The sequence below is a fragment of the Enterococcus sp. DIV1208 genome (assembly GCF_050530455.1).
GTDB lineage: Bacteria > Bacillota > Bacilli > Lactobacillales > Enterococcaceae > Enterococcus_B > Enterococcus_B hirae.
Genome location: NZ_CP172887.1, coordinates 2,362,501 through 2,386,863 on the forward strand (window position 1 = coordinate 2,362,501; position 24,363 = coordinate 2,386,863).

A 24,363-nucleotide genomic window follows, 5' to 3' on the forward strand; every position below is an offset into this window, starting at 1 on the left:
TTCCGACGGAATTCCTCGTGTTCCGCCGTACTCAGGATCCTCCTAGGTGCCTTCCAAATTTCATCTACGGGGTTTTTACCCTCTTTGACTGACTTTTCCAAGTCATTCGACTATCTGAAAGAACTACCATATTGGAGTCCTACAACCCCAATGAGCAAGCTCATTGGTTTGGGCTTTTCCCGTTTCGCTCGCCGCTACTCAGGGAATCGAATTTTCTTTCTCTTCCTGCAGGTACTTAGATGTTTCAGTTCTCTGCGTCTACCTCGAATGCGCTATGTATTCACGCAAACGTAACATCCTATAAAAGATGCTGGGTTCCCCCATTCGGAAATCTCTGGATCATAGCTTACGTACAGCTCCCCAAAGCATATCGGTGTTAGTCCCGTCCTTCATCGGCTCCTAGTGCCAAGGCATCCACCGTGCGCCCTTATTCACTTAACCTTATCAACCTTGCGGTTGGGTTTTGATCTTTCTTCTAGCGATAGAAGTCCGATCAAGAAAATAAGCAATTGAACTTATTAAAAAACTCATTCAACGCGGTGTTCTCGGTTTGTATTACTAATTTACTTCAAATATCCAGTTTTCAATGAACAAAAATATATCTTTGAGAGTAAACCTCTCAAAACTGAACAAAGTGAAAAACAAACAGTGTAGTCTCCGTAATATTCCTTAGAAAGGAGGTGATCCAGCCGCACCTTCCGATACGGCTACCTTGTTACGACTTCACCCCAATCATCTATCCCACCTTAGGCGGCTGGCTCCAAAAGGTTACCTCACCGACTTCGGGTGTTACAAACTCTCGTGGTGTGACGGGCGGTGTGTACAAGGCCCGGGAACGTATTCACCGCGGCGTGCTGATCCGCGATTACTAGCGATTCCGGCTTCATGTAGGCGAGTTGCAGCCTACAATCCGAACTGAGAGAAGCTTTAAGAGATTAGCTTAGCCTCGCGACTTTGCGACTCGTTGTACTTCCCATTGTAGCACGTGTGTAGCCCAGGTCATAAGGGGCATGATGATTTGACGTCATCCCCACCTTCCTCCGGTTTGTCACCGGCAGTCTTGCTAGAGTGCCCAACTAAATGATGGCAACTAACAATAAGGGTTGCGCTCGTTGCGGGACTTAACCCAACATCTCACGACACGAGCTGACGACAACCATGCACCACCTGTCACTTTGCCCCCGAAGGGGAAGCTCTATCTCTAGAGTGGTCAAAGGATGTCAAGACCTGGTAAGGTTCTTCGCGTTGCTTCGAATTAAACCACATGCTCCACCGCTTGTGCGGGCCCCCGTCAATTCCTTTGAGTTTCAACCTTGCGGTCGTACTCCCCAGGCGGAGTGCTTAATGCGTTAGCTGCAGCACTGAAGGGCGGAAACCCTCCAACACTTAGCACTCATCGTTTACGGCGTGGACTACCAGGGTATCTAATCCTGTTTGCTCCCCACGCTTTCGAGCCTCAGCGTCAGTTACAGACCAGAGAGCCGCCTTCGCCACTGGTGTTCCTCCATATATCTACGCATTTCACCGCTACACATGGAATTCCACTCTCCTCTTCTGCACTCAAGTCTCCCAGTTTCCAATGACCCTCCCCGGTTGAGCCGGGGGCTTTCACATCAGACTTAAGAAACCGCCTGCGCTCGCTTTACGCCCAATAAATCCGGACAACGCTTGCCACCTACGTATTACCGCGGCTGCTGGCACGTAGTTAGCCGTGGCTTTCTGGTTAGATACCGTCAAGGGATGAACAGTTACTCTCATCCTTGTTCTTCTCTAACAACAGAGTTTTACGATCCGAAAACCTTCTTCACTCACGCGGCGTTGCTCGGTCAGACTTTCGTCCATTGCCGAAGATTCCCTACTGCTGCCTCCCGTAGGAGTTTGGGCCGTGTCTCAGTCCCAATGTGGCCGATCACCCTCTCAGGTCGGCTATGCATCGTCGCCTTGGTGAGCCGTTACCTCACCAACTAGCTAATGCACCGCGGGTCCATCCATCAGCGACACCCGAAAGCGCCTTTCAAATCAAAACCATGCGGTTTCGATTGTTATACGGTATTAGCACCTGTTTCCAAGTGTTATCCCCTTCTGATGGGCAGGTTACCCACGTGTTACTCACCCGTTCGCCACTCCTCTTTTTCCGGTGGAGCAAGCTCCGGTGGAAAAAGAAGCGTTCGACTTGCATGTATTAGGCACGCCGCCAGCGTTCGTCCTGAGCCAGGATCAAACTCTCATAAAAAGTTCGAACAATCTTGCGATTGTTAAGCTCAATTGTTTGCTAGCATATTGCTTGCTTGTTAAAAATGTTTGTTGTCTTGAATCAATCAAGACGCCCTACACATTTGGTTTGTCTTTGCTTTGTTCAGTTTTCAAAGGTCTACTTGATTAAAAGCTAATCATTTGAGATTGCCGTAGCAACTTTTATATCATATCAGAGCGACGTTTGTTTGTCAACTCTTTTTTTAAAAGTTTTTTTGACTTCGTTTTTTAGAAGTGTTTCAGCAACTCATTTATCATAACTCGTCGTTTGTTATTTGTCAACAACTTTTTTGAAGTTTTTTTCGATAGAATCAAGCTTCGTAAGCTGTCGTTTTTTTACGACTCAGTTATCTTATCACCTTAAAAAGTAAATGTCAATGAATTTTTCTAAATAAATTTCACGATCTTTTTCTCTTTTTCAGCAACGTCAATTACTTTACCATTAAAAAAAAGAATGGTCAAGCTAAAAATTAATTTTAGCAGCACCTTACTTTATTTCTCTCTATTGGTCTAACCTACTTTAGTTGCCTATCTTCTTATTTAGACTCATCGGTACTTCAGACGATTACTGCAATGGCTAGCTATTTTCATGCTCAATCATCAAATATCTCTCATATCTTACTTTCGATACCGCACACCTTTATAAATAGCTAATGGCAAGATCACAAAAAGAAACAAGAGAAGAATATCGATCAGATATTGGTCGCTAAAAACATTTGTTAATGGCTGATTTGTAGTTAAAGAATAAAATGCGGGTAGCAAAATAATCGTGAAAAGATACGAGCCACTGATTTCCCAAAAATCTTTCCAAGAAAATTTTTTGTGTTTCATCGCTCCACCTCCTTGCTTTATATGAGAGAAATTCACTACTTGAATAGACATTTCTACGCTTCTATAATAGACAAAATCAGCTATTATAGCTAGGTTAACAATAATTATTTATTAAACAATGAAAAATAAGCTAATTTTCTATGAGTTATCCCCGTCTGATTTCTTCATACTAAAAAAGCAACGCAAAACAATTTTGTTTTACGTTGCTTTTGCTTGTTCTGGCTAAATTATTTTCTACAACGTTAATTATTCGCTGTATAAATCTCTAACTGGTGTCATGATGATGCGATTCAAGTCATTGATGATCGTGCTAAATTGTTGTTCTTTTTGCATCAAATCATTGATCACTTCTTCTGATTGAATTTTCATTGCCATTTCTTGCGCTTTCATTGCATCTTCATCGCTAAATTCTTGCCCGCTCATTTGTTTTTCTTGCAATTCGATTTGCATCGCTTGGAAATCTTTGAATAGACGATGTGCTTCTTCATTTGCTTTAACTTTTGCATAGGCTTCTTCTAAAGCTTTGAATTCTTGCAATTCGCGAATCTCGCGTTCGATTTGATTTGCGCTATCATAAATATTTGACATAGTTAGCCTCTTTTCTATAGATCGTTTAGTTTTATTGTACCATTTGTTTATCGTTTTTCATAGGATTACTGTCCTTGATATTTCCGCCAGAGATCTTTCGCAGCTTCACCTAAACCTCTTACGCCTTCTTTTACCATATCACCGATATTTTTCAGCCCATCTTTAGCTTGTTCCCCGTATTTATTCAGATTTTCTTTCCATTGTTCTGAGTTCTCATTGGTTTGCGTATTATTATTGACTTGATCAGCAGGGACTACTTTTCCGCCAGTCGCATATGCATCTGCTACTGGGAAAGGCTTTTGCTCGGTATAAGGAAGAATGCCTTCTGCGGCCGATTTGAAGACTTTACCAACCACATTCCCACTTGTTCCTGCTAAATAATGCAATTCACTAGACTCTTCATATCCCATCCAAGTTGAAATCACGACATTAGGTGTATAGCCAACAATCCATTGATCGTTAGCTTTGGTAGGATCAAAATTGGTTTCAGTCGTTCCTGTTTTCCCTGCGACTGTGTAACCAGCCGGTTTAGCTGCAACGGCCGTCCCATTAGAAAAAGTCCCAAGCAGCATTGAAGTCATTTGATTAGCTGTTTCTTCTGAAATGACTTGTTTAGGTTTTTCATTGGTCTTATCAACAATTACTGCACCCGTTGAATCCACGATTTTAGTAATCAGATGTGGTTTGTACATTTTACCAGCGTTAGCAAATGCACTGTAAGCTCCAGCCATCGTTAACGGCGAAACTCCCTTAGCTAAACCACCTAATGCTAAACCATAATACTTATCTGATTTCGATAGAGGCAATCCAAATTCTTCTGCTTTATCATAACCTTTTTGAAGACCGATTTCATGAAGCAACCATACAGCAGGAAGATTCAAACTTTCAGCAACCGCCTGATACATCGGTACTTCACCACGGTACGTTCCGTCGTAATTATGAGCTTTATAATAAGATAATGGTTCATCTTTCAAAATACTTGCTGGGGTGTATCCCGCTTCTAACGCTGGTGCATACACACTCAATGGTTTGATCGTTGAGCCAGGAGAACGTTTCATTTGTGTTGCAAAACTAAATCCTCGGAAAACATGTTCCCCACGTCGCCCTACCAGCGCCTCAACTCCACCAGTTTTAGGATCTAATGCGACTGATGCGGATTGAACCATCGCCCCATCCGCAGCATTTGCCGGAAATAGTGCATTGTTTTGATACGTTGTTTCTAATTGTTTTTGATAATTTTGATCAAGTGATGTATAGATTTTGTATCCTTTGTTCATCACATCTTCTTCATCTAAACCATAATCATTGACTGCTTCATCAATCACGGCATCAAAGTAATAAGGATAGCGATAGCCTGATTCCGAATTATCATACGTATCTTTCACGTATTGTTTGATATCCACTTTGCTTTCCGTTTGGTATTGTTGTTTCGTGATCTTGCCGTTTTCTTCCATGACACTCAATACGGTGTTTTTTCGATTGTTTGCATTTTCTGGATGATCGATCGGATTATAGATACCCGGACCTTTAAGCATCCCAGCTAACGTTGCCGCTTCTGCTAAATTAACCTGATTAGCATCTACCCCAAAGTATTTCCTTGAAGCATCTTGTACGCCCCATACCCCATTTCCAAAATAAGCATTGTTGAGATACATGGTCAAAATCTCTTCTTTGCTGTATTTCTTTTCAATTTCAATGGCTAAAAATAATTCTTTTGCTTTACGGTCAAAAGTTTGATCAAGTGTCAAATAAGCATTTTTAGCTAATTGTTGGGTAATTGTACTCCCACCTCCACCAGAAGTGCCACCTGAAAGGACCATCCGAACTGCTGCCCGAGCGATCCCTTTGATATCAAATCCATGATGCTGATAAAAATTGCGATCTTCAGTTGAGATAACCGCATTTTGGATATCTGGAGAGATTGCATTCAATTCCACATAAGTCCCTTTTTGAGCATAAAGGGTGCCTGCTTCTTCATTCTTTTTATCATAGATAACGGTAGACTGACTTAGCCCCGATTTTAATGTGGAGACATTTGCCTGTTTTGCTAAAATAAAAAGATAGATACTGACGATCAATACACAGATCAAGCCAATCAATAGGATCAGTTTATTGATATGATACTTTTTCCATATACGTTTTCGCCATCGATGGAATCGCCCTAAATAAGGTTTAATCCAATGCCAAAAACTGATCAAAGCAGCTTTTATTTTACTTAAAATGCTTTGAAAATCCATTTATTCTTCTCCTGTCTATTTGATTGAATCGCCTTATTCTACCACAGGTACGTTCTTCATTCTTCCTGCTTGAGATGTAGGCAAACTGTTTTTTTAAGTTTTGACGATAGTTTAGCATAAGAAGTATCAGAAATTAGTCACTTTTTTCTTAAATAAGTTTTAAAAATGGTACAATAGAGCTGCATTTTTGCTAAAAGGAGTATTTTTATGGAAATCACGATCACGTTACCTGACACTCAGCCAACAACCACCATTCGAGAATTATTAGAACAAGAATGGCTCGTTCCAAGAAAAGTCCGCCACTTTTTACGTATAAGAAAAAATGTGTGGATCAATCAAGAACCTGCCTTGTTTCATTTTGAAGTCCACGCTGGTGATCATATTACGTTACGTTTTGAAGAAACTGATTATCAATACCAAGAAGTCCAATTGGGTAAAGCTTCCTTTGTCCAACCATTATATGAAGACGATCATTTACTCATTGTCAATAAACCCGCCGGCATGAAAACTCATCCGAATGAACCAACCGAAAATGATACTTTATTGAATCACTTAGCTGCGTATTTAAAGAAAAAAGAGCAACGCCCTTATGTCGTGCATCGATTGGACAAAGAAACAAGTGGTGCAATTTTATTTGCTAAAAATCCCTTTGTTTTACCTATCCTAGGCAGAATGTTGGAACAAAAGAAGATTTATCGACGATACCAAGCACTTGTCTGGGGAACAATCAAAGAGGATTTGATTTTAAAAGATAAAATCGGTCGTGATCGGCACGATCGCAGAAAACGGGTGGTAGATCCTTATAAAGGTCAAACGGCTCTCACACATGTTTCCGTTGATCAAGTATTGAATGGTCAGACTCAGGTTTACTGTGTCTTGGAAACCGGACGTACCCATCAAATCAGGGTCCATCTCTCTCACATTGGTCATCCCATCGTCGGGGATCCACTTTACCAAACACGGCCTGCGAACCGTCTCATGCTCCATGCGTTAGAATTACACATGTCTCATCCTTTCACGCAAGAAACCATTGTAGCAAAAGCCCTCCCTGGTTTATGGTAAAGACACTATTGTGAGGAGCGATCCACTACTGATCACAATCAAAAAACGGCTAGGGATACACCTCTAGCCGTTTTTTATTACTATATATAGAATATATACACCTTATTGCTTACCATGTTCTTTTTCTGCTAAAAGCAAGCTGCCAATAATTCCACTCTCATTCGGCAGACCCCAGCGTACAATGTACTCATCTACTTGTGGCGTTTCCATGTACCCACCCATTAACTCAACGAATTGTTGTCGAATTTTATGCAACAAATGGTCTTGATTCATCACTCCGCCACCTAAAATGATTTTTTCAGGAGCTAACGTCAACGTATAATTGATCAATGCTTGAGCAATATAATAGGCTTGGATGTCCCATATTGGATGATCTTGAGGAAGTTCTTGGCCTTTGATTCCAGTTCGTGCCTCAATTGAAGGTCCAGCCGCTAACCCCTCCAAACAATCTTTGTGGTAAGGACATGTTCCTTCATAGGTATCCTCTGGATGACGTTTTACCCATATATGCCCCATTTCTGGGTGGGCAAGTCCAGAAAAAATATCTCCTTCAAGGACCACACCGGCACCGATCCCTGTACCGACAGTCAAATAAATACAACTCTTTTTCCCTTGTGCGGCTCCTTTTAGCAATTCGCCGTAAGCTGCTGCATTCACATCTGTCGTCCAAGCCATCGGAATCCCGTAACGTTCTTGGATGCTGCCTAAAAAATTGTAGTTTCCCCATCCAGGTTTAGGTGTTGCCAAAACATACCCATAATTATCGGCATTTTTATCAATACCGATCGGACCAAACGAACCGATCCCTAACGCCTCTAGTTCATATTGATCAAAAAAATCAAATACTTGCTTTAGTGTTTCTTCAGGTGTAGTTGTAGGAATACTTACTCTTTCTACGATAACGCCTTCATTTGAAACGGCACAGATGAATTTTGTTCCCCCTGCTTCTATTCCACCATACATTGCTTATTCCTCCTCGAATCCGATTGTCCGAATTTCATAAGGTCTAACGGTCGGAGCAATCGTTTGCTCAACTGTTTCTTCTAGCAGATTCAATAATTCCCCTTGTTTCCCATTTTTAGTGATTTGTAATGGTGAATCAAGACCGGACAGATTAAACCCACGCACCACTACTTTATCACTAAATTTACTTCGTTTCAAAGCAGTAATTGCAAACGTTTCCCCTTCGCAAGTTAAATAGCTGTTTTCAGCTGGCAAGGTTCCTGTTTGAATCGCCATTTGCGTGGTAGAAAAAGGAATCTGTGCGCTATAAGCATGATGGTAACTAGCAAATTTTTCTTCTGGCTGATGCACTTCGATACTGTAGTTAAAGCAATGTACCCCATGACATTGGGCTTCTGGTGTTGGAAAATATCCCCAATCTCCTAATTCCCCTACACAACGTAGTAAAGTCACCGCAATCACACTGTCATCGATCACTTCATATTCATTTAATCCATAATTGCCAACTGTTACGCCATAATCGTTTCCTTCTAAATGAACGAACGCCTGTTGATGCTGTGGATTTGTTGGATTTTCCCAACTACTTGATACATCATTGGGACGGGTAACCACTTCAAAAATACTATCAGCTTGATGTTGTTTCACATGTAACTTTGTTGGGAACAACACACGTAAGCGATGATCATCCATTTGATTATTCACTTTTGTTTCAAAGTCGATTTTTTTGCTGTCTTTTCTTAAAGTGATAACAGTTGTTACTTCTAACACACGCTTTTCTTTTGAACGACCTGCTTTACGGTGACGAAACTCAATGACCATCTGTTGTTCTTTTGCTAAACGTTCATCCGCAGCTACTGGGATCAATAATTCCTGGGTAACTTTTACTTGTGCTAATTCACTCGTATCAGTTACGACTTCTACGGTACTTTGATCAATTTCCTTTGATAAAATAGGTTGGTCATTTTCAGGCTGTTTGAAGATATATTCATTTCCAATATCCCCAACATCTTCGAATGTCAATAATTCATCTAGTTGTTTGCCCGTTGATTTGTCTTTCAACGTCAAGGTGCCATTCGATTTGATCTCTAGCCGAACTTGTTGATTTTCTAATACTCGTCCATCGTTTTGGATCATCGTCTCTTTTTCTTCTTTAGCTTTTCCTTCTATTAATACATACGTGTTCCAAGAAAAAGCTGGCATTTCGCTCACTGGTAAAGTGACCGTGATTTTTCTCGCCATGTAAGGAATCCTAAACCGATCTTTTGGCAGATCATAATCAAACGTCACAAATGTTTCTGATAGTGATGCAGGGACTTCTTCACCATTGGATGTTTCTACATGATAGCTTTTTGGTGGTTGCTTTTCTAATTCTTCATATAATTTCTCAGGTATTCCTTCTGCAAAACATTTTCTTTCTAACTCAATCGTTATTTCTGCTTCACCAGTCTTTGCTGATCCAGCCGTGTTCATAACTAAGAAAGGATAGCTTTTTGCTGGTAAGCTGCTAGTGTCGATCGCTTGGGCAAGTTGTTTGATCGCTTCTTCTGCTAAATACTTCCCTACTTCATCTGCTTTTTCAAAACGTGTCATCATTTCTCGATGGACAGAATCAACCGAACACCCGCAAATACTGTCATGTGGATGATTTTGCATCAACGTTTTCCACGCATAATCTAATTGATCATGGGGGTATTTACCAGTAACTTCATACGCCATCGTTGCTAATGGCTCAGCAATATTTTCAATTTGTCTTTGAACTTTAGTATTCCATTGTTTTAAATAGACACGTGCTGAAGCAGTATTCGCTAACGTATACCAGCCATCTGTTTCCTGACTGGTCAACTCTCCCTCAACGGAACCAAGTTCTTCTGGCAAGTCCTTTTGCACCGCTGCAAGATAATCGACAAAATTGGAATGGATAAATTCATACTCTGGATATAATTCATTCGCTAATTTGATTGCTGCTGTTACATCCTTTTGAACCGGTTGATGATCCACTCCATTCATCATCAACAGATGATCGGTTGATGCGTATTGCTCTGCATCTGCCAGCTTTTGGTCCCAAAAGGCTCTTGCTTTCTCTTTTTCAGCCGGGATCTCATTTCCATTACTGTACCAATTGGCAAACAGTAACCCAAAGATTTCTGTGCTATCTGGTCCTTTCCACCACATTTCAGAATATTGAGAAGAATAATTTTCTGCTTCCAAGACTTGATTATCAAAGCCAATTGGTTTTACGCCTCGTCCAAAAGCAGCAGCTGAAAGTCCTGCTTGTTTCATCATTTGTGGTGTTTGCCCCATATTTCCAAAAGTATCCGGGAAATAACCGAGCATCACAGGCGTTCCCCACTTCTTACTTTCTTCCATTCCAATCAACATATTACGGACATTCGCTTCTGAACTGATCAAGAAATCATCTTGTAAAATATAAAAAGGACCGATCCTTAATTTACCCGCATCAATTGCTCGTTGCACCGCTTCTTTCTTTTCTGGACGTACTTGTAAATAATCATCTAAGATAATCGTTTGTCCATCTAAATGGAAACTATTGAAATCTGGATCGGTTTCAAATAATTCCAAAAGATCATCCATCAATTCGACTAAACGCATATGATGCTGTTCATAAGCCATGTACCATTCACGATCCCAATGACTGTGTGAAATGATATATACTTTCTTTTTCATTTTATTCCTCCTATTTCGCTACTCGAATATCAAAGTAATCCATCACTAATTCACAAAACATCATGTTCGCCCAAGAGAACCATTCTCTGGTGTAGTTGTTTGGATCATCGACATCAAACCCCTCGTGCATCAAATGTGTACCAGCATCTGTCGCAACTAATAAATCTAAAATCCGCTTTTTCTCTTCTTTATCTTCAGTGGTCATCCCTTCCATCGCTAATGCAATCGGCCAGATGTAATTTTCTGGAGTGTGAGATGATCCGATCCCTTTTGCATATTTCCCTTCATAGAAGTAAGGGTTCTCTTTACTTAGTAACGTTTTTCTCGTTGCCAAATATTGTTCATCTGTGGTAGAACAGTAACCTAAATACGGAGCAGCAATCAAATTAGGTACATTACTGTCATCCATAATAGAAGCGTTTCCTAATCCATCAACTTCATAAGCATAGATGGTTTCTCCTTGTTGGTTTTTAGTCAACGCATGGTCTTCGATTCCTTTTTGGATATCTTCTTTTAAACGTTTGGCTTCTTCAAGGATTGCTTTACTACTTGTTTCTTCCGTGAGAATGTTCGTAAAGATTTCTTCAATATAACCCAGCACTACTACAGCAAACATATTTGAAGGAACGAGGTAGCCATATTGACACGCATCATCGCTTGGACGAAAACCAGACCAAGTCATTCCAGTTGGTGCAACTGTACTTCCACGCCCGTCGTTGACTAAGGTATCTTCTTTCCTCGTCGTATCTCTTTCGAAAGTATAAGGAGATTGATTGTGATCTTGTTCGGTTTTGAAGACATGTAAGGCTTTTTTGATTCCTTCAACAAACGAATCATTCAATTGGTCCGTTCGACCAGTGTTCTTATATAATAAGTAAGCTAATTGGATAGGATAACATAAGGAATCGATTTCATATTTACGCTCCCAGATCCAATCATTCATTTCAGTATGGTCACTTTGATGCCCCGCTCCATTTGCTTCTTCATTGAATGCGTTTGCATATGGATCGATGTTGATATATTCAAATTGTTTTTTGACAAGCCCACTAATCATCGAAGCTAAGTCTTCATCTTCTTTTGCAATGACTAAATATGGACGGACTTGAGCGGTGGAGTCACGCAACCACATCGCTGGAATATCACCAGTTAATAAGAAAGTCGTCCCGTCTTCATGTCTTTTGACTGTCGTTAACAATGTATTAGCAAAGGCAGCAGAGAAATTCGTTGCCCAATCTGCATGCTCTTCCCCACATTTTGCAGTAATTTCATCCATAAACTGTTGAACTGACTTTGGTATATCTTTATATGCCATTTATTTTCCCCTTTTCTTTATTGATATATCATAAGAGGATTATACCTCGTCGCTTTGCAATTGTCTACGCTTTCAAAATGAGATTTTTCTTATTTACTTTTAGTGGTTTTATGCTATGATCTTTATATGATATATCTTATAAGAAGGTGCTTTTATGAATCAACCACTATACCAACAAATCTTTCATGACTTACAACAAGCAATTGCTGATGGATCGTTACCTGTTGACAGCCAGGTACCTACCGAAAAGGAATTGTCCGCCAAGTATCAAGTGAGTCGAATCACTTCTAAACGTGCATTAACTGAATTAGAACAATTAGGTCTGATTTATCGTGTCAGAGGAAAAGGCAGTTTTGTCAAAGCAACGACTAGTGATCTTAATAGAAACGATGTGATTAAAAATAGTCGCATCCTGTTCCTACTTCCCTTTTTATCTGACCTTTCTGTCGGAGATTTTACAAAAGGACTAAATCCAGTGATGCAAGAAAATCAGTTAGAAGTCATGATGACGACTGTTGATTTTCTTGCAAACAAAACGGCGAAGGAAATCATGCAAGAATTTGACGGAATGATTTATTATGCGTTTGCGACCGATCAACATCTGGATCTGCTCTTTGAATTATCATTGAAACAATTCCCAGTTGTTGTTTTAGATAAAAAAATCTATGAACTTCCTTTTCCAACTGTCCTTTCAGATAATTTCCAAGGTGGTTCTTTGGCTACGGCTCATTTGATTTCAAAAGGGCATAAAAAGATTGCCTATCTTTTTGGTGAACAGGCGCATCCACAATCTGTCCGACAACGATACTTGGGTTACCTGGAAGCTTTGGACAAAGCCAATTTGCCGTTTCATACAACTTTAGATGCAAAAGGCACTACGATTGAAACGTTACTGACCTACATCAATGAACATCAGGTCACTGCGTTTGTCTGCGAAAACGATCTGGTAGCTATTCAAACGATGAATCATTTAAAACAACAAGGCTATCGTATCCCAGATGATTTTTCGATCGTTGGATTCGATGATATCCAAGCAGCCGCTTTAGTTGATCCACCATTAACAACGATTGCTCAAGATTTCCACCAACTAGGGGAACTTGCAGGAAATGCTTTGATCACTTGGCTCAAAACAAATAACATTCCCGAAGATACGAGCCAACCAGTCTCATTTATTAAACGACACTCAACAAAGGAGATTTAACATGAACATTCAACATATTGATACTCGTCACGGTACAGCCAATCAAGCGAACTTCTCAAATGGGAACTGCCAGCCTTATACTGGTGTTCCTTTTGGGATGAATTACTTTGCCCCACAGACAACTGATCAAAAAGGTAGCTGGTGGTTCCATCCTGACGATCACACCTTCCAAGGCTACCGTTTGACTCATCAGCCAAGTCCATGGATGGGTGACTTCAGCTATTTTGTCTTCACTCCGATCAATGGGTTATTACCTGAAAATACCCTGTTCCATGCACAAAGTTCGTATCGTCCAGAAGAAAGCACATTCTGTCCAACTCATTTAACGATCAACCAATTACGTGATGGTATTCGCTCCACGTTGATCCCTAGCATGTACGGTGGTGTCCTAACCATTGATTACTACAAAAATGAGAGCGGTTTACTTTTGTCGTTTCCTGGTAAACATCAATTAGTTCTAAAAGATCCCTATACGATTGAAGGACAAGTCACTCATTTTGCAGGCGCCGAAGATCCTGATTTTACGTTCTATTTTGTCTTACATTTTGAACAGCCAATCCAATCAAAGGAATTGTCACAGTTAGCAGCCGATGACGCTGGGTCGATTCCGATTTATTTTGGCGACGTAAAAAAACAAGTCATTCGTTTCGGTACTTCCTTCATCAGTTCTGAACAAGCTTTATTTAATCTAGAACAAGAGTTACATCAAACACCTGATGACTATTTGCTGAATAGTTCACAACAATGGCAAAACTATTTTGACCGAATCAAAGTCGAGCATCATGATCCGCAACAGTTACGGACGTTTTACCACAATCTCTACCGTGTATTTTTATTCCCACAAACGTTCTATGAAATCGACTCGACCGGACAAAAAATCCATTATGATACCACTAGTCGAAGTGTAAAACCAGGTGTACTTTATACCAATAATGGTTTTTGGGATACTTATAAAACAGTGTATCCACTTTACTCTTTGATTGCTGTCGAAAAATATGAAGAGATGCTTGAAGGCTTTTTGAACAGCTATCGTGAAACTGGCTTTTTACCAAAATGGCTTTCGCCAGATGAGCGTGGACTCATGCCAGGAACATTGATTGATGCAGTGATCGCTGATGCCTCGGTTAAGGGAATCCGTAAAGATTTAATGGCTGAATTTCTCAAAGCAATGAAAAAAGGTGCTACGATCCAAAGTGAAAAACAAAATTACGGACGTCAAGGAACGACTGATTATCTAAAATATGGTTATGTACCAAATACTTACCACGAATCAATCAACCACACCCTTGATTACGCTTATAGTGACTTTTGTATCAGCCAAGTAGCCACCGGTTTGAATGAAGCAGCAACCGCACAACACTATCAAAAGCAATCTTTCAATTATCAAAATGTCTTTGATCCGGAAACTGGCTTCATGCGTTCCAAAGATCCCGAAGGAAGATTCCGTACTCCGTTTTCTTCCACACGTTGGGGTCAGGATTATGCAGAAGGTAGCGCTTGGCAAAGTAGTTTTGCTGTTTACCATGATTTTGCTGGTTTGATCAATGCTCACGGTGGACCAGATCAATTTGAAGAAAAACTGATTGAATTATGTAACCAAGCACCGACTTTTGAAGTTGGCGGTTATGGTTTTGAGATCCATGAAATGAGTGAAATGGCAGCGATCGAGTTTGGACAAGTTGCCATCTCCAATCAACCAAGCTTCCACTATCCTTATTTATTCAGTTATATTGGTAAACCCGAAATGGCACAACCATTGATCAAACAATTGCTGACACAAACATTTGATGATACCCCGACCGGTTATCCAGGAGATGAAGACAATGGGAGCATGGCAGGTTGGTATATCTTTAATAGTTTAGGCTTTTATCCTGTCACGCCAGGAACAGGTGAATATGTCATCGGGATGCCTTTAATCGACAAAGCTGTGCTTACGTTGTCTAATGGTGAACATTTAACAATCGAAACAAGCCCTAATCACCCACAACAACAATTTATCCATGAGATCACAAGAAATGAAACTAGCTATCGCAAACTCTTCTTTACACATGAAGACTTGTTGACTGGTGGCACGATTGCTTATCAGTTGGGGATTGTTCCTAATCCTACAAAACACGACGCTGAAGACTTCCCTTTTTCTTTGACCAAATAAACAAGCTGACTTATTTGGTTATTCTATAAGACAAAACACCTTCTTTGAATTTCTTAGTCTCAAAGAAGGTGTTTTGATAGATTTAGAATGAATTTTTCGATAAGATTATTTTTTATTTTTTTTCTTTTGGCTATTTCCTTTTTTTACTAGTTGTTCAGTAACTTTGGCTAGTGTATCAGTGACCTCTGTTTTGACTTTAGTACCTGTTTCTTTCATGCTTGTATTTATTTTTATTGATGACTTCAATTGTTTTATTTTCAAAGAAGAGAACTTGTTGCCGATTACTTCTGTCTTTTCATTCGTAAATTCTACTGTCTTTTTTAACGCTCGTTTACTCACATTCGTTATCCTATTTTTTTCTTTTTTACAATATGCACATAGTTTTTTAGGTTCAGATATTTCTCGTCCACAATTTGTACATTTATACATTGCTTTCCCCCCATTAGTCCGTTACATATCCACTTAAAATATACTCAGGATCCGCTTCGATCATATCAGAGATAGTATGAATCAACGTATGAATATCATCAATTGCTTCTGTTATTGGATTGGTTGATTTTTGAAAATACTCATCTAATTTTAACGCCATTTCTCTAGTCAAAATGCTTTCCAAATCTTTTTTATGGAGATTTAAGCTATAGTTCAAAGCAACATATTCATCTAAATCTGAAAGGCAATTTACTTGGATATTAAAACTCTCATTTATAAATAAAATATTTTGCAAAATATCATTTGCTGACTTTTCTTTATCACCAAATTTCATACGGTTTTTTCGGTAACTGATTACCTTTCCTTCTAACTGTTTTAACAATTGATATTTCACAGTAGTGATATCATTTAGCACATTAACTAATAACTGTTTTTTTATTTGAGGATCTTTTATTAACACTGATTGTTCATATTTATCTTTAGCAGAAACTACACCTGCGTAACGATCATTTTCAAAATTTTTGATTACTTCGTCTATTTTCAAATTAAGATCATCTAATTTGTCTTCGATTTTTTTAAGTTCTAACATGACTCCTACTACTATTGCCGCAGGACCTAAAGCTGAACAAACGCTTGTTCCATTTTTTAATGTCAAATTTTTAACAAATTCGCCACTTTTTTTATCAGCAATCTGTGCATATACTCCATCTTTCCCAGAGACAAAACGATACGTTCCATTTTTTAGTCCCTTTAATATTTCCGGTGGAATATCTAATACGTATTCTCCTTTATTTATAATTTCCATGACGGTACCACTCGTCACTATTGCCCCATTTAAATGTTTAACAATCTTTTCTGAAAAATGTAATTCCTTCACTTTTTCTACCAATTGGTTTTTTGGAACTCTGATACCCGCTTGCATTATCTCCATATTACGCCCCTCCATTATATTCAAAAACATTATACCGCTTAATGAAAAATAAATACTATCAATATTACTAAATAATGCTACTAAGAAGCAAAAAAATACCTACACTGATCTATATCCACAAAAAATTTCGTTTTTTATATTAAAAAAGCCTGAACTTTTAATCTCCTTCGAAAAAAGGAATTAAAAATTCAAGCTTTTTTTATTTGACATGATTTGTCTCACTATCAAAGGAGCAGACTCAGCCAAAAAATCAGCCGTTTCACTAGCCTAAGAATTCAAACACATCTGCTCGATCATATAGTTTCAATACTTTCTCACATAAAAACTGAGTGAACAATGCTGCCGCAACTGGGACGACTAACCAGCTCAAAACAACAAGAGCCGGATTTAGACCTGCATCTAAAGAAGCTAAAGGACCAACTAAACCAACGATCCCAAAACCAGCCGAGGCAGGGGTTCCTGAAATAGACAACAAAGCAACTGGAATAGCTGTAATCACTGCACTGATCAGACAAGGAACGAGAATAACCGGTCTGCGAAACAGATTAGGCATCATCATCTTCATCGCTCCTAACGTAATGGCGATCGTCACTCCTGATTTATTGACTTTCCACGAGTTCACGATCAAAACGAAAGTCGTTGCTGCGACACCCATTGCTGCCGCTCCTGCTGAAACACCATCTAGTTGGATCGCCACTCCGATTGCTACGGTGGAAATCGGTGAAATGATCAAGAAGGCAAAAGAACAGCCAATCAAGATCGACATCAGTAAAGGTTGTAGTGTCGTGAAGTTATTGATGACCGTCCCGATAGCTGAGGTAATATCTGCCACATAAGGATAGAGATAAAACCCGATCACCCCTGCGCCGACACCAACAACGATCGGAGTCAACACAATCGCTACCGAACCAAACCGTTCACCAATCAGATAAATCAACCCAACTGCGATAGAAGCAGTGATCATCGTATTGATGATATCGCCTGTGCCAGCACCAACATACACACCTGTTTCACCAAGCTCAGGAGTAAACTTCACCACCCCTGACCCGACAAATGCGGCACCAGCCACCACCATCATCTTCATCGGTGCAAAACCAAATTGCAAAGCTATCAATCCACCGATAATCAACGGTGTCGCTAATTGGAAGATGACCGCCATTTGAGCAACAGCCATCGCAAAAGAAGAACCACTAAAGTATCTTAAAATCGCCCCTAATACTGCGTTAGGAATCAATCCGATGATAATCCCCGTTGCTGTACCAGCTAGTACTTTGTTCAGAAAAATCTTTGGTGACATGCTTTGTGTCTGTTCCATCAATTATCCCCCTTTATTTTACCTGCAAGCTATCTTCTTTCGCATGGATCAATTCTGTTAAGAAGTCACAATAAGGTGTTGCAATACCATATTTCTTCCCTTTTCTTGAAACCGCACCGTTGATGTAGTCGATTTCCGTCAAGCGGTGATTCTTGATCAAATCTTGATACATGGATGGATAATGTAATCCGATCGTTTCTGGATCGAAACAAGATTCACAATGAGCGATCACTTCTGGGATATCTAAGTGGATATTTTCAGCTTCTGCCACTGCCGCAAATTCACGAACAATCGTTTCCACCATCTTATGCGCAGTCGAAGTTTGACCTAACCCTGCCATGTTCACATCCAAAATCGTGCATAACCCATTCATCGTGCCATTCACACAAGCTTTACGGTAAATGGAATAATGGATGTTATCAGAGAATTTCGCATGTAAGCCTGATTCTGATAATTTTTCAGCTAGTGCTTTCGCTTGTTCTTCTTTGCCTTCTCCAAGATTTTGCAGCTCAATTGAACCACTTCCAAACAGTTTGACTTTTCCAGGTCCTTCTAAGCCCGCCGTCCACATGGTGTTACCAATATAAATGTTTGCCATTGGAACAAATTTTTCAATGATATCTTCATGTCCGATACCATTCAATAAGCATAATACTTCCGTTTCTTCTTTGATCAATGGACGGATATCTGTTAGCATTTTTTCTAATTGCATCGCTTTAGTAAATAAAATGATCAAATCTACCTGATCTTCTTCGCCTACTTCTGATTGAAGAACGACTGGTAACTTCTCAACTACTTCTTCGCCATTAAAATCTGCTTTTAACCCATGCTCTTTGATTTGTTGAACATGATCTGCCCAACCGTCGATCAATAGTACTTCGTTTCCACCTTGATGTAACATCAGACCGAAACGACTTCCCATCGCTCCAGCTCCTGCAATTGCAATTTTCATGTTTTATTCCTCCCTTTTGCCTTACATTATACCTATCTAAGATTTATTACACAATTTTATTCTATAGGTTGCTCTTCTTTTTCCACCACTTTACGTGAAATCAGCTTGCCTAAGAGAAAAACGGGCAATCCTAAACTTCTCCGTTCAATTGGAAGTTAGCAGAAAGATGTTTTAAATTACTTCCTTCCATCACTGCAAGCACAAAAAAACAAAGTAACCAAAAATCACTAGAAAGCTTTCGGCTACTTTGACAATGATCGATTAGCAGTGATCCCTAAGACAAAAGCGAGCGTTCCTCTCATACAAGAATAAAACCAACGCCCTCAACATTCACGGATCATTCTTCCGTTTCGACCAACATTTTCATTTTTAAGATGAATTCTGTAAAATTTTCTGCACCCGCTAACAATCGCACATTGATCAGATCAGAAACGATTTCGATAAACATTTCAAAAAAATCATTAAATTCTTTGGCTTCATCTTGTGAGATGGCAACTAAAGCTACGATTTGAACAGGATATTCGTCCCATTTTAGGGTTTCTTGCAAGGTCATAATCGAAAGGGCACTTTTTTTCGCCTGTTGTTCCAGCGAGTGGGGTACTGCGATACCTGATGGGAAACTGGTCGATGACATCGCTTCTCGTTTTTCCATCCTCTGGGAAAATTCTTCCTCCACATACCCTGTCACTAACAATCGATCAATCAATTTTTCCCGAATCATTTTAGGTGTCTGATCGGTCGGATCAAATTGATTAAAATAGAGATCTTCAATAATAAACCGATCAATCAAATGAAACATCTGTTTTCGCCAATTACTTTTTCGCTTGGCAGTCACCCGTTTTTGGATCTTTGCAAAATCTTTACGTGTCAAAATAGGATGGACATATACTGCGCCATTGATTTCAGTCACTCTGTCACGGTCAGAAGAGACATACACGTCATTTTCTTGTACGCTTACCTCATGATGATCAACCGCCACGATCTCCACATCTTCCCCTAGCATACTACGAATATTTTGAACGTTTGTTTCTTCAAAATCATGGTAATTGTTGTGATCAACTAGCACTCGCAACTTTGGTCTTTTTTCTTTTTTGCTTTCTAAGTAAGCCCCGATGTGTAAAGCGATAAAAGAAATCTCATCCTCATTAAACCAAATCGCTAATTTTTCCTGTACCAACATCGACAAGTAAACCGCAATGTCATACGTTAACGGATAGGCTGTTTTAATATCTAAAAGGCTGCTATTCCGAGTGAACCGTTCATATTGAGAGCGGTCATAAAGATTTTGCAGATGGATAGCTAATTTATTGAAAAAAGCTTCATCTTGTAAATCAATCAAATAGGTTTCTTTGACTTTCTCTAAAACTTCATTTAGTGTTTCGATCACTCGAGCTTCAACAATTTTGGACAAGGATAGCTCTTTGCGATTCGTAAGATATTCATTTTGTAATCCAATAAAAAGTAAGGATAACTGTTTGACTTCAGCATCAGAAAAATGAATGTGATAAGTATTTGAAAGAAGTTCAGTAATCTCCACACACAATTGAAATTCCGTTGCATCATTTCTTAATGGAAAGTCCTTCACGCTTTTCAGATCATTTCCTTGGCGAATCCGTTCAATACTAATCGCAAAATGAAGCACAATATTGTTCATCGAATAACGATTGATTTTGATTTTGTGTGAAGCCAAGACATCATGGATGGTTCGCTCTAGATCAATAAGCGAAAGCGTGCCAATCATATCTTGGACATGATACTTTAGTTTTTCCTGATAATCGCCTTCCTCATACAATAGCGAAATCATGTAACGCCTTTTATCACTTTCTGATCCTTCTAAATAAATTTGATTGGCTTTGATCGTTAATTTCAATTGTTTGTTTTGAATCTCGTTACGCAAAAGCTGGATGTCATTTTTTAACGTTGACTCAGAGAGAAACATCGTGTCTGCCAGATCATAGAGATCAATGCCATGATTGCTTTTTAACAACGTCAGAAACAACTGTGATTGCCGGTCATTCGTTGCTTGGATCACTTGATTATCCTGGGTAGGTTGTTTGATCCGATACCCTTGATTACTAGAAATAATTTGTTGCTCCGTCTCATTGATCTTTGTGATTTGATTACGAATGGTTCGAGTCGTACAGTTACAAAATGTTGCTAGTTCCGTCGCAGTGACCCAATGCTGCTGTCGTTTTGCAAGATATGCGATAATCTCTCTTTGCCTTTTCGTTGCCACTTTCTATCTCCCCCACACATGTGTTGCTATCCATTGATTTGCCACACTATCTCAAAAAAAGGTGGATACGAAATCCATGTCTCGCATCACACCTATTCTTTAAACTGGCGACTTTACAAATTTTCTCCATTCGATTCAATCACATTTTTGTACCAGTAAAAACTATCTTTTTTGATCCGATCACCACTACCTTTTCCTTCATTCTCCAGATCCACATAGATAAATCCATAACGTTTTTCCATTTGAGCAGATGAACAGCTGATAATGTCAATCGGCCCCCATGCACAATAAGCAATCACATTGACTCCATCATACATCGCACGTTTCATTTCTTCAATGTGACTAGCCAGATAATCGATCCGATAATCATCATGAATCTTGCCGTTTTCCAACTGGTCGTACATTCCAAAGCCATTTTCTGCAATAATAATCGCTTTACCATAACGATCCCAATATTGCGACAGTGAATGATACAACCCTTTAGGATCCACTGCCCACCCCCATGGATTAGCTTTCAAGTTCGGGTTAGGTGTCACCGATGCAGGGTTCATATCGTTTTTCTTGGAGTCGACCATTTGCGAATAATAATAAGAAATAGCCAGATAATCCATCGTATTCGCTTGTAAAATGGCTTTGTCTTCTTCAGTGATCTCGAGATGGATATTATTTTCAGCAAAATAATTCAACGCATACTGAGGATATTCCCCTCGAAATTGCACATCTGTATAGAAATACTCCATCCGATTACGACGTAAAGCCAAAATGATATCATCTGGATCGCAAGAAAATGGATAGGCGGTGCAATCTGCAACCATCGTTCCAATTTGCATTTCAGGGTTGAGCTTTTTCCCATATTCATAGATTTTAGCACTGGCAACGAACTGATTATGGATCGCTTGATAGCTAGCTTCTTCGTAATGATCCACCGTATCATAAGGAATAGCAGTTGAATTGAATGGTTCAAATTGGATCAAGTTGATCTGATTGATGACGATCCAATACTTCACTTTATCTTTGTAACGATCTAAAATTGTTTTTCCATATTTTACAAATAGATCGATCACTTTCCGATTATGCCAACCCCCGTAGTTTAAAGTAATGTCTACCGGTGTTTCATAATGAAGCATCGTAATAATCGGCTCCATCCCTAACTCACGGATCTTATCAATCAACGCATCATAATAAGCCAAACCCGCTTCATTCGGTTCCGTTTCATCGCCCGTAGGAAAAATCCTCGACCAATCAATCGACGTCCGAAACGTTTTAAAGCCCATCTCTGCTAATAGCGCTAAATCTTCAGGATAGGTATGATAAAAATCGATCCCATGGCGTTTAGGATAATAGCCTTGTTCATCTGTCATATTCGCCTTCAACTGAGCCAAAGACATTCCTTTATGTTGCTCTTCCGCAATTTCTGCATTTGTTTTATCCGCATGGAAAACATGTAAATCAGCGAGGCTGATGCCCTTACCATCAACTTGATAAGCCCCTTCTGCTTGGTTGGCAGCAATCGCCCCTCCCCAAAGAAAATCTTTTGGCATTTTGTATTCTTTAAACATGAAATACCTCCTATTTAGTTAATTTTTTTGAAAAGTTCCGAAATAACCGAACCATATGTTCACCAATCAATATCTCACTTTGTGCTGTCATCAACGTATCTTGCGCATGACAGAACAACGTAGAATAGCGGATCTGCTCTCCTGAAGCTTCCATTTGTAACGTATCTGTTTGCAAGCCGTGAGCAATCACCACTTCTTTATGTGCCGATTGAATCAATTCTTCTGCTTCATCGAACGCCATTTCCTCCAGTGCATTCAGACCTTTTACCAGTAATTCACGAGCATTACCTGCATGGATCAAAATATTCATCGATAATTCGTTTAGGCTATCTGTTTCTTCCACAAACTGTTGTGACATACTACTACCTCCAATTATTGAGCCGTTGAAGCTTGCATTGCTTTTGCTTGCGCCGCTACTTGTTCTTCAGCAATTTTTTCTTGTTTTAATAATGAAATATCATATGCTTTAAAAAATGGTAAGAAGATAAACCATGTGATAACAAAGATCAACAGACAGACGATGACCGCACGGAAATCTTGAGTGGCTAAATAAGATGTAAATGGATATGGCATGTACCACAACAAGAATGATTGACTAGGAATATTCACGAAGCCCATATTCATCACAACATAAGAAATCGTTGGTACGATCAGTGCGTTGATCCACATAGGAATCATCAAGTAAGGATTAAAAGCAATCGGTGCCCCAAAAACCAACGGTTCATTAATATTAAAGATCGAAGGAATAAAGACCGCTTTACCAATCGCTTTTAATTGTGCTGATTTACTTAGCAGCTACATCATCACAGACAAGGCCAAGGTAGTCCCCACACCACCCATTGATGAAAAAGCATAACAAGTTTCTTGAGTAGCAATGTTCATTGCTTGTCCACCATTTGCAACAGCCTCAGCATTAGCAGCTAATCCAGCCATATATACAGGATAGATAGCCGGCATCATCACCCAACCTGAAATACCGAACGTATATAAAAAGACTGGGATAAAAACGGATAAGACAAAACCTGGGTAAGATTGCACGATTTTTGCCAATGGACTGAATGCCCAAACGACCACTTCAAAGAAATCAACATTCATTTGTACCGTGATAAACCAACCAACGATCAAGATAAACGTAATCGGCAATAAACTATTAAACCACCCCACCACGAAATCAGGGATCGGTGTATCTTCATCGAAAAATGATCTTTTAGCAGCAAAATTCATCACACAGGCAACAAAAAGACCAGAAATAATCGCAAGAAACATGCCTGTAGCGCCAAACCGAGAAAGAATAAACGTAGCATTTCCTTCAGCAGATACTGTGGGAAATAGTAACATCATGAATAACACTAATCCGGTAGCACCTGAAATCAGCTTTTGACCGCTGTTTCCCTTTTTTTCCATGAGATAATAAAGAATCAAAAAAGAAACAATCAAACCAAACATCCCAAAAGAAAAATTACTAATCATTGAAAAATCAGGTAAACCTGCAAAAATATTTTTTAGCAGAGAAACCACTGTAACTAAAGAACCAACAAAAACTAACGGTAAAGCCGCCATGATCGAATCTTGGATCGCCGAGACCCAAGGATTCTTGACAATTTTATTTACTTTTGGCGCAAATTTGTTCGTCATGAAGTCCATAATTTTATTCATC

At 39.5% G+C, this 24,363-nt stretch carries 16 protein-coding genes, 2 rRNA genes and 1 pseudogene (1 of these 19 only partly in view); 3 read left to right on the forward strand and 16 right to left on the reverse strand.

Going from position 1 to position 24,363, the window contains the following annotated elements:
- From IGK91_RS10885 to IGK91_RS10905, 5 genes are all read right to left on the reverse strand, one after another.
- Positions 1–441, reverse strand: a 23S ribosomal RNA gene (locus tag IGK91_RS10885); it reaches 2,473 nt to the left of the window's first position.
- A gap of 232 nt (positions 442–673) precedes the next feature.
- Positions 674–2,233 (reverse strand): 16S ribosomal RNA (locus IGK91_RS10890).
- The 16S and 23S rRNA genes sit together here, the layout of an rRNA operon.
- A 638-nt stretch (positions 2,234–2,871) precedes the next feature.
- Entirely contained in the window at positions 2,872–3,084 is a 213-nt protein-coding gene (locus IGK91_RS10895) for a hypothetical protein (RefSeq protein ID WP_010720912.1), read from the reverse strand.
- A 246-nt stretch (positions 3,085–3,330) separates the two neighbouring features.
- Positions 3,331–3,672: a YlbF family regulator gene (locus tag IGK91_RS10900; protein WP_010720913.1), complete on the reverse strand. Its 342-nt coding sequence runs from the start codon at positions 3,670–3,672 to the stop codon at positions 3,331–3,333.
- A 65-nt stretch (positions 3,673–3,737) separates the two neighbouring features.
- Positions 3,738–5,909, reverse strand: coding sequence for a PBP1A family penicillin-binding protein (locus tag IGK91_RS10905; RefSeq protein ID WP_081123626.1), 2,172 nt, complete (start codon positions 5,907–5,909; stop codon positions 3,738–3,740).
- A gap of 207 nt (positions 5,910–6,116) precedes the next feature.
- On the opposite strand from IGK91_RS10905, the gene IGK91_RS10910 reads away from it, so the two are divergent.
- A complete protein-coding gene (locus tag IGK91_RS10910) occupies positions 6,117–6,971 on the forward strand; it encodes an RluA family pseudouridine synthase (protein ID WP_010737061.1) in 855 nt (284 codons plus the stop codon).
- Between the two features lie 102 nt (positions 6,972–7,073).
- On the opposite strand, the gene IGK91_RS10915 is transcribed toward IGK91_RS10910, so the two are convergent.
- The 3 genes from IGK91_RS10915 to IGK91_RS10925 are packed head-to-tail and all read right to left on the reverse strand — an operon-like array spanning position 7,074 to position 11,931.
- Complete coding sequence (locus IGK91_RS10915) at positions 7,074–7,934, reverse strand: ROK family protein (RefSeq protein WP_034700407.1); 861 nt, start codon at positions 7,932–7,934, stop codon at positions 7,074–7,076.
- Between the two features lie 3 nt (positions 7,935–7,937).
- Positions 7,938–10,619 carry an alpha-mannosidase gene (locus IGK91_RS10920; protein ID WP_010737059.1) on the reverse strand — a complete coding sequence of 894 codons (2,682 nt, stop codon included), beginning with the start codon at positions 10,617–10,619 and terminating at the stop codon, positions 7,938–7,940.
- 10 nt (positions 10,620–10,629) lie between these two features.
- Positions 10,630–11,931, reverse strand: a complete 1,302-nt coding sequence (locus IGK91_RS10925; protein WP_010737058.1) for a glycoside hydrolase family 125 protein — start codon at positions 11,929–11,931, stop codon at positions 10,630–10,632.
- Between the two features lie 154 nt (positions 11,932–12,085).
- Here IGK91_RS10925 and IGK91_RS10930 point away from each other — a divergent pair, with 154 nt between their 5' ends.
- Together IGK91_RS10930 and IGK91_RS10935 are read left to right on the forward strand one after the other, a co-directional pair.
- The gene (locus IGK91_RS10930; RefSeq protein WP_010737057.1) at positions 12,086–13,132 is read left to right on the forward strand and encodes a GntR family transcriptional regulator; all 1,047 of its coding nucleotides are present in this window, start codon (positions 12,086–12,088) and stop codon (positions 13,130–13,132) included.
- Complete coding sequence (locus tag IGK91_RS10935; RefSeq protein ID WP_071859334.1) at positions 13,080–15,284, forward strand: GH92 family glycosyl hydrolase; 2,205 nt, start codon at positions 13,080–13,082, stop codon at positions 15,282–15,284. Before IGK91_RS10930 ends, IGK91_RS10935 begins: the two co-directional genes overlap by 53 nt.
- 105 nt (positions 15,285–15,389) lie before the next feature.
- On the opposite strand, the gene IGK91_RS10940 is transcribed toward IGK91_RS10935, so the two are convergent.
- The 8 genes and pseudogenes from IGK91_RS10940 to IGK91_RS10975 all read right to left on the reverse strand — a co-directional run bounded on the left by IGK91_RS10940 (position 15,390) and on the right by IGK91_RS10975 (position 24,362).
- The gene (locus tag IGK91_RS10940; RefSeq protein ID WP_010737055.1) at positions 15,390–15,713 is read right to left on the reverse strand and encodes a hypothetical protein; all 324 of its coding nucleotides are present in this window, start codon (positions 15,711–15,713) and stop codon (positions 15,390–15,392) included.
- Positions 15,714–15,726: 13 nt separating this feature from the next.
- Complete coding sequence (locus IGK91_RS10945; RefSeq protein WP_181934400.1) at positions 15,727–16,644, reverse strand: hypothetical protein; 918 nt, start codon at positions 16,642–16,644, stop codon at positions 15,727–15,729.
- Positions 16,645–16,906: 262 nt separating this feature from the next.
- Positions 16,907–17,959, reverse strand: coding sequence for a PTS sugar transporter subunit IIC (locus tag IGK91_RS10950; RefSeq protein ID WP_010720927.1), 1,053 nt, complete (start codon positions 17,957–17,959; stop codon positions 16,907–16,909).
- Between the two features lie 13 nt (positions 17,960–17,972).
- Entirely contained in the window at positions 17,973–18,911 is a 939-nt protein-coding gene (locus IGK91_RS10955; RefSeq protein ID WP_010720928.1) for a 2-dehydropantoate 2-reductase, read from the reverse strand.
- Between the two features lie 337 nt (positions 18,912–19,248).
- Positions 19,249–21,147: a BglG family transcription antiterminator gene (locus IGK91_RS10960; RefSeq protein WP_181934401.1), complete on the reverse strand. Its 1,899-nt coding sequence runs from the start codon at positions 21,145–21,147 to the stop codon at positions 19,249–19,251.
- A gap of 113 nt (positions 21,148–21,260) precedes the next feature.
- Positions 21,261–22,706 carry a glycoside hydrolase family 1 protein gene (locus IGK91_RS10965; protein WP_181934402.1) on the reverse strand — a complete coding sequence of 482 codons (1,446 nt, stop codon included), beginning with the start codon at positions 22,704–22,706 and terminating at the stop codon, positions 21,261–21,263.
- Between the two features lie 10 nt (positions 22,707–22,716).
- Complete coding sequence (locus tag IGK91_RS10970; RefSeq protein WP_010720932.1) at positions 22,717–23,064, reverse strand: PTS lactose/cellobiose transporter subunit IIA; 348 nt, start codon at positions 23,062–23,064, stop codon at positions 22,717–22,719.
- Positions 23,065–23,078: 14 nt separating this feature from the next.
- Positions 23,079–24,362 (reverse strand): annotated as a pseudogene (locus tag IGK91_RS10975) (PTS sugar transporter subunit IIC).
- Position 24,363: the final 1 nt, after the last annotated feature.